Origin of the sequence: Streptomyces prasinopilosus (assembly GCF_001419695.1) — a bacterium.
GTDB lineage: Bacteria > Actinomycetota > Actinomycetes > Streptomycetales > Streptomycetaceae > Streptomyces > Streptomyces prasinopilosus.
The window spans coordinates 1-6,420 of the sequence record NZ_LIRG01000204.1 but is presented as its reverse complement, the minus strand read 5'-3'; the positions used below and the strand labels follow the sequence as shown (position 1 = coordinate 6,420).

Annotated in this window: 7 protein-coding genes; 6 read left to right on the top strand and 1 reads right to left on the bottom strand. The window is 72.1% G+C overall.

The window, feature by feature from the left end; genetic code table 11:
- Positions 1–60: 60 nt before the first annotated feature.
- Positions 61–1,512 carry an amidase gene (locus AOK18_RS10230; RefSeq protein WP_055694099.1) on the top strand — a complete coding sequence of 484 codons (1,452 nt, stop codon included), beginning with the start codon at positions 61–63 and terminating at the stop codon, positions 1,510–1,512.
- A 26-nt stretch (positions 1,513–1,538) separates the two neighbouring features.
- On the opposite strand, the gene AOK18_RS10225 is transcribed toward AOK18_RS10230, so the two are convergent.
- Positions 1,539–2,033, bottom strand: a complete 495-nt coding sequence (locus AOK18_RS10225; RefSeq protein ID WP_055694101.1) for a DUF3830 family protein — start codon at positions 2,031–2,033, stop codon at positions 1,539–1,541.
- Between the two features lie 97 nt (positions 2,034–2,130).
- On the opposite strand from AOK18_RS10225, the gene ehuB reads away from it, so the two are divergent.
- From ehuB to AOK18_RS10200, 5 genes are all read left to right on the top strand, one after another.
- Positions 2,131–3,057: an ectoine/hydroxyectoine ABC transporter substrate-binding protein EhuB gene (gene ehuB / locus AOK18_RS10220; RefSeq protein ID WP_055694098.1), complete on the top strand. Its 927-nt coding sequence runs from the start codon at positions 2,131–2,133 to the stop codon at positions 3,055–3,057.
- Complete coding sequence (gene ehuC, locus AOK18_RS10215; protein ID WP_055572203.1) at positions 3,054–3,770, top strand: ectoine/hydroxyectoine ABC transporter permease subunit EhuC; 717 nt, start codon at positions 3,054–3,056, stop codon at positions 3,768–3,770. The genes ehuB and ehuC overlap by 4 nt, the downstream gene beginning before the upstream one ends.
- Positions 3,770–4,420, top strand: coding sequence for an ectoine/hydroxyectoine ABC transporter permease subunit EhuD (ehuD, locus tag AOK18_RS10210; RefSeq protein WP_055572201.1), 651 nt, complete (start codon positions 3,770–3,772; stop codon positions 4,418–4,420). Before ehuC ends, ehuD begins: the two co-directional genes overlap by 1 nt.
- Before the next feature lie 106 nt (positions 4,421–4,526).
- A complete protein-coding gene (ehuA, locus tag AOK18_RS10205; protein WP_055694100.1) occupies positions 4,527–5,255 on the top strand; it encodes an ectoine/hydroxyectoine ABC transporter ATP-binding protein EhuA in 729 nt (242 codons plus the stop codon).
- A 278-nt stretch (positions 5,256–5,533) separates the two neighbouring features.
- Positions 5,534–6,292, top strand: a complete 759-nt coding sequence (locus AOK18_RS10200) for an IclR family transcriptional regulator (RefSeq protein WP_055694097.1) — start codon at positions 5,534–5,536, stop codon at positions 6,290–6,292.
- The last annotated feature ends 128 nt before the right edge of the window (positions 6,293–6,420 follow it).

Here is a 6,420-nt window from a genome sequence, read left to right as displayed (position 1 = left end):
GCAGCGCGGCTACGTACCCGGCCCATGACCCGCCCGGCCCCCGACCTTCCGGGAGTGTGGATGACCCGAGGCACCGGCCCCACCGGCCGTTCCGTCCCCGCCCTCACGTCCCTCACCGCCGTGCGGCTCCTCGAGGGCTACCGCACCGGCGCGTTCGGTCCCGTGGCGGTGACCCGCGCGGCGCTGGAGCGGGCACGGGAGATCCAGCCGCGGGTGAACGCGTTCGTCCGGCTGTTCCCCGACCGGGCGCTGGAGCAGGCCGCCGCGTCCGAGGAGCGGTGGCGGCGCGGCGAACCGCGCGGGCTGCTCGACGGGGTGCCGGTCACGGTGAAGGACCTCCTGCTGCTGCGCGGCGCCCCGACCCTGCGCGGCTCGCGCACCGTCGACCCGGCGGGCCCGTGGGAGGAGGACGCGCCGTCGGTGGCGCGGCTGCGGGAGCACGGCGCCGTCCTCCTCGGCAAGACGACGACCCCCGAGTTCGGCTGGAAGGCCGTGACGGACTCCCCGCTCAGCGGCGTCACCCGCAACCCGTACGATCCGGCGCGCACTGCGGGCGGGTCCAGCGGGGGCGCGGCGGCGGCCGTGGCGCTGGGCGCGGGGCCGCTGGCGCTGGGCACGGACGGCGGGGGCAGCGTCCGCGTTCCGGCGGCGTTCTGCGGGATCTTCGCGCTGAAGCCGACGTACGGGAGGGTGCCGCTGTACCCGGCGAGCGCGTTCGGCACCCTGGCGCACGTCGGCCCGATGACGCGGGACGCGGCGGACGCGGCGCTGCTGATGGACGTGATCACCGGACCGGACTCCCGCGACGGTTCGGCGCTGCCCCCGGCGCCCGGCTCGTTCCGGGAGGGGCTGGACGGCGGGGTGCGGGGGCTGCGGGTGGCGTACTCGCCGTCGCTGGGCGGGCAGGTGGCGGTGGCGCCGCAGGTCGCGGCGGCGGTGCGGCGGGCGGTGGAGCGGCTGGCCGCGCTCGGCGCGTACGTGGAGGAGACGGACCCGGACTTCCCGGACCCGGCGGACGCCTTCCACACCCTGTGGTTCACCGGGGCGGCGCGGGCGGTGCGGCACCTGACCCGCGAGCAGTGGGGTCTGCTGGATCCCGGACTGCGCGAGATCTGCACCACCGGGGCGCGCCGGTCGGCGCTGGACTACCTGGCGGCGGTCGGCGTCCGGACGGACCTGGCGCGGCGCATGGGCCTCTTCCACGACACCTACGACCTGCTGGTCACCCCGACCGTGCCGCGCACCGCGTTCGAGGCGGGCGTGGAGGTGCCGGAGGGGGCCGGTCACCGGCGGTGGACGGGGTGGACCCCGTTCACCTACCCGTTCAACCTGACCCAGCAGCCCGCGGCGACCGTCCCCGTCGGCACCGACGCGGCCGGGCTGCCGGTCGGCCTCCAGCTGGTGGCCGCCCGCCACGCCGACGCACTGGTGCTGCGGGCGGCCCACGCGCTGTACGCGTCCGGGGCGGCCCGGGCGCCCGGGGCGGCCGGGCCCGCGCCCGCCGGAGACTGAGGCCCGCGCCCACCGGAGGCCGGGGTTCACGCCCGTCGGAAGGCGAGGCTCTCCCCCGCCGCGCCGGTGCGCCACAGGTCGTTGCACCCGCCGGCCATCTCCGCCAGGCCCTCGACGACCTGGCCCCAGACGATGCCGGGCACCCAGCCCACGTCGCCGTTCAGCAGCAGGTTGTTGCGCTCGTAGAACAGGGCCAGGTCCACGACCGTGGTAGCGGGGCCGATCTCGCGGTCGTAGCCGTAGGCCCGGGTGCCCAGTTCCGCGCCCGCGAAGGAGAAGTAGCAGAGGTCGCCCGGAACGGGGGTGACCGTCGGATTCTCCAGCGGTGGTTCGGATTCCGCGAAGGGCGGGAAAAGGGCATAGATCTCGTTGCGGGCGTATTTGGCGTGGTAGACGTCGCCGGACAGGGGCAGCGATTTCCAGACGGCCGCGCAGGTGACCGGCGCGCGGTCGCCGAGCAGCCGGGCCGTACAGGTGATTCCACGTTTGACCAGCGAGACCTCGACATATCGGTCAATCATGAAATCCATCGTCCCGCACCGGCCGAGACCGCCCGACCGCCGAACGGGGCCGAAAATGGCGCGAATACTCGGGATCGATTCGGGTAGCCGCGCCGCCATGGCTCCACCACTGGGAAAACAACTGAGACGACGCGGGGAAGCGTCCATACCCGTCGGGCCCTCGCGCCGGTCGCTGCTCGCGGGGGTCGCGGCGCTCGGCGCACTGGGCGCGGCGGGCTGCTCGCGCGTCCCCACCGAGGCGAGCACGGGCGGTGGTGACCAGCTCGAACGGCTCAGGGCGGCGGGTGTGGTCCGCCTGGGCATCGCCGGCGAGATCCCCTTCGGCTACATCGACAAGGACGGCAACCTGACCGGGGAGGCACCGGAACTCGCGAAGGTCATCTTCAAGCGGCTCGGCGTGGAGCGGGTCCAGCCCGTGCCCACCGAGTTCGGTTCGCTGATCCCGGGACTGAACTCGCAGCAGTTCGACGTCGTGGCCGCCGGGATGTACATCAACCCCGAACGGTGCGAACAGGTCATCTTCTCCGACCCCGACTACCAGATGCTCGATTCCTTCATCGTGCGCAAGGGCAACCCGAAAGGGCTGACCGACTACAAGGACGTCGTCGAGAAGAAGGCGAAGTTCGCCACCGGCACCGGGTACGCGGAGATCGCGTACGCGGTCGAGGCCGGATATCCGGAGGGCGACATCCTGATCGTCCCCGACCAGGTCGCCGGACTGAACGCGGTGGAGGCCGGACGGGTCGACGTCTTCGCCGGCACGGCGCTCACCACCCGCGAGGTGGTGAAGAAGTCCGCCAGGGCGGAGGTCACGGAGCCGTTCCGGCCGATCGTCGACGGGAAGCCGCACACCGACGGCGGCGGCTTCGCGTTCCGCCCCACCGAGACGAACCTGCGCGACGCCTTCAACGAGGAGCTGGCGAAGCTGAAGGAGAGCGGCGAACTGCTGCGGATCCTCAGGCCGTTCGGTTTCACGGAGGACGAGATGACGGATCTGACCGCGAAGGAGCTGTGCGGCGGATGACCTCAGGACTCTGGGAACTCGTACTCGAAGGCGTCTGGGTCACGGTCCAGCTGCTGGTGCTCAGCGCGCTGCTCGCGGCCGCGGTCTCCTTCGTGGTCGGCATCGCGCGCACCCACCGGCTGAAGGTCGTCCGCTTCCTCGCGGGCCTCTACACCGAGGTGTTCCGCGGCACCTCGGCACTGGTGATGATCTTCTGGGTGTTCTTCGTGCTGCCCCCGGCCTTCGGCTGGCAGCTGGTGCCGCTGTGGGCAGGCACGCTGGCGCTCGGCCTGACCTACGGCGCCTACGGCTCGGAGATCGTGCGCGGCGCGCTGGCCGCCGTCGATCCGGCGCAGCGCGAGGGCGGCATCGCGCTCAGCTTCACGCCCGCGCAGCGGATGCGGCTGATCATGCTGCCGCAGGCGGTGCCGGAGATGATCCCGCCGTTCTCCAACCTGCTGATCGAGCTGCTCAAGGGCACCGCCCTGGTGTCGATCATGGGCATGGGCGACCTGGCGTTCAGCGCCAACCTGGTGCGCCTGGCCCTGCAGGAGAGCGCCGAGATCTACACGTACGTCCTGCTCATCTACTTCGTGATCGCCTTCCTGCTCACCCGGATCATGCGCGGTCTGGAGAAGAAGCTGAAGGCCGGCGTCGGAAAGAAGCCCGTGCCCGAACCCGATCTGGAACTGAAGCGGGCCGAGACGACCGGTGTCGGCGGGGGAGGTGTCTGATGAAGTGGGACTGGAGCGCCGTCGCCGACTTCATGCCGTACTTCTGGGACGGTCTGCTGGTCACCCTGCAGATCCTGGTCCTCGGCTCCCTGATCTCGTTCGTCCTCGGCCTGGTGTGGGCCCTGCTGATGCGGGTGCCGTCCCGCTGGGTGACCTGGCCGGTCGGCGGCGTGACGGAGTTCATCCGCAACACCCCGCTGCTGGTGCAGCTGTTCTTCCTGTTCTACGTGCTGCCCGAGTGGGGTCTGACCTTCTCGGCGCTGACCACCGGCATCTTCGCCATCGGTCTGCACTACTCGACGTACACGATGCAGGTCTACCGTGCGGGCATCGAGGCCGTGCCGGTGGGCCAGTGGGAGGCGGCGACGGCACTGAACCTGCCGGTGCGCCGGACGTGGACCGCGGTGATCCTGCCGCAGGCCGTGCGCAGGGTGGTCCCCGCGCTCGGCAACTACGTCATCTCGATGCTGAAGGACACGCCCCTGCTGATGGCGATCACCGTGCTGGAGATGCTCGGTGAGGCCCGCCTGTTCTCCCAGCAGCACTTCCAGTTCACCGAGCCCCTGACGGTGATCGGCATCGCCTTCATCGTCATCTCCTACCTGGCCTCCCTTGCCCTCCGATCCCTGGAGCGACGCCTTGTCCACTGACAGCACCCAGCCCGGCACCCCTCCCGTCCCCGGCGACGGCCCCGGCCCCGGCCTCGGGAAGGCGGCCGGACCGGCCGTCGGCACCGCCCGCGCCGCCGGCAGCGAGCTGATCCGGCTGGAGCGGGTCACCAAGCGGTTCGGGACCAACACGGTCCTCGACAACCTGGACTTCTCCGTGGACGCCGGCAAGCACGTCACGCTGATCGGACCGTCCGGATCGGGCAAGACGACGATCCTGCGGGTGCTGATGACACTGCTGAAGCCCGACGAGGGCACGGTCACCGTCGACGGGGAGCAGCTGTTCCCGGCGCCGGAGAAGCAGGTCCGCGAGATCCGCAAGAAGATCGGGATGGTCTTCCAGCACTTCAACCTGTTCCCGAACATGACCGTGCTGCGCAACATCACCGAGGCGCCGGTCACCGTGCTCGGCCTGTCCAGGGACGAGGCCGAGGAGCGGGCGCGGGAGCTGCTCGAGATGGTCGGGCTGACCGAGCACACCGACAAGCACCCCGCGCAGCTGTCCGGCGGTCAGCAGCAGCGCGTCGCCATCGCGCGGGCGCTGGCGATGCGGCCGCAGGTGCTGCTCCTCGACGAGGTGACCTCGGCGCTCGACCCGGAGCTCGTCGCGGGCGTCCTGGACGTGCTGCGGGACATCGCCCGCTCCACCGACATCACCATGCTCTGCGTCACCCACGAGATGGGCTTCGCCCGGGACATCTCCGACCGCGTCCTGATGTTCGACCACGGCCGGATCATCGAGTCGGCCCCGCCGGAGAAGCTCTTCAGCGAGCCCGAGCACGACCGGACCCGGGAGTTCCTCAGCGCGGTCCTGTGACGGGGTGGTGGCACCGGGCACCGGCCGTCCGGGCGGGCGGTGCCCGTCCGGGCGGGTGAACGGTGCCCGGGCGGGCGGCGCCCCGGCGGGAGGTCTTCGGCGCGCCGTCCGAGGTCCGCACGCCGGGGCATCCCCCCGGCATATGCCCATGGACCGGCGCCGCAGCCGGGAGGGCCGCGATCTCGCCGACACCCCCTCCGGAAAAGCCGCTTGACGGCTATCGTGGAGAGGATTCGCCGACCGGATCGCGGCACCATGAGCGCGCGCAGGGGGAAACCGTGGCGCTGAAGCACAAGCCGACCGCCCCGCACCACTCGGTCCAGGACGCCCTGCGCGTGCTCGACACGGTGGCGCGGCACACCACCGGAGTCACCGACACCCGGCTCGCCCGCGAGACCGGCCTCGGCCGGGAGCGGCTGACCACGCTCCTGGCGATGCTGCGCCGCGAGGCCTACGTGGAGCGGAGCGCCGACGGCACGTACACCGCCGGGGAGGCCTTCACCCGCCTCGGCTCGGCCCACGGGCACGAGGCGGCGCTGCACGGCAAGCTCCAGCGCACCCTGGACCGGCTCCGCGACCGGGTGGGCGCCGCCGTCTACATGAGCCGGTACGTGGACGGCGAGGTGAAGGTCACCCAGTACGCCGACGGGCCGGCCGCCCCGAGAGTCCACGAGTGGGTGGACTTCCGCGACGCGGCCCACGCCACCGCCATCGGCAAGAGCCTGCTGACCCAGCTGGACCACGACGGCCGGCGCGAGCACCTCGCCCGGCACCGGACGGTCCGGCTCACCTCGCGCACCATCACCAGCGACACGGTGCTGCTCTCCCGGCTGGAGTCCCATCCGCCCACGGTGCCGGTGCTCGACCTCCAGGAGTACGCGATCGGCACGGTCTGCGCGGCCGTCCCGGTCACCGCCGGCTCCTCGGTGGGCTGCCTGGCCCTGTCCCTGCCCGTCGAGCACGCCCACCGCCTGCACCAGGCCGCCGACGCCCTCAACCGCAACGCGGCCCCGGTGCTGCTGTCGCTGGCGATCTAGGGAGCGGGGCACCGGGAGGGCCCCGGAGGCACCGGGCCGGCGCGCGAGCGGCACGCGGTCGGCGTGTGGTCGGGAGCATCCCTCGGGAGCGGGTAGTATTTTCCGCGTCGCCGACCGCGGAAGCGGAC

Excerpts from the sequence above, each read along its gene's own strand:
- AOK18_RS10230 (WP_055694099.1), top strand. The coding sequence starts at position 61 with ATGACCCGAGGCACCGGCCCCACCGGCCGTTCCGTCCCCGCCCTCACG.
- AOK18_RS10225 (WP_055694101.1), bottom strand. The coding sequence starts at position 2,033 with ATGATTGACCGATATGTCGAGGTCTCGCTGGTCAAACGTGGAATCACC.
- ehuB (WP_055694098.1), top strand. The coding sequence starts at position 2,131 with ATGGCTCCACCACTGGGAAAACAACTGAGACGACGCGGGGAAGCGTCC.
- ehuC (WP_055572203.1), top strand. The coding sequence starts at position 3,054 with ATGACCTCAGGACTCTGGGAACTCGTACTCGAAGGCGTCTGGGTCACG.
- ehuD (WP_055572201.1), top strand. The coding sequence starts at position 3,770 with ATGAAGTGGGACTGGAGCGCCGTCGCCGACTTCATGCCGTACTTCTGG.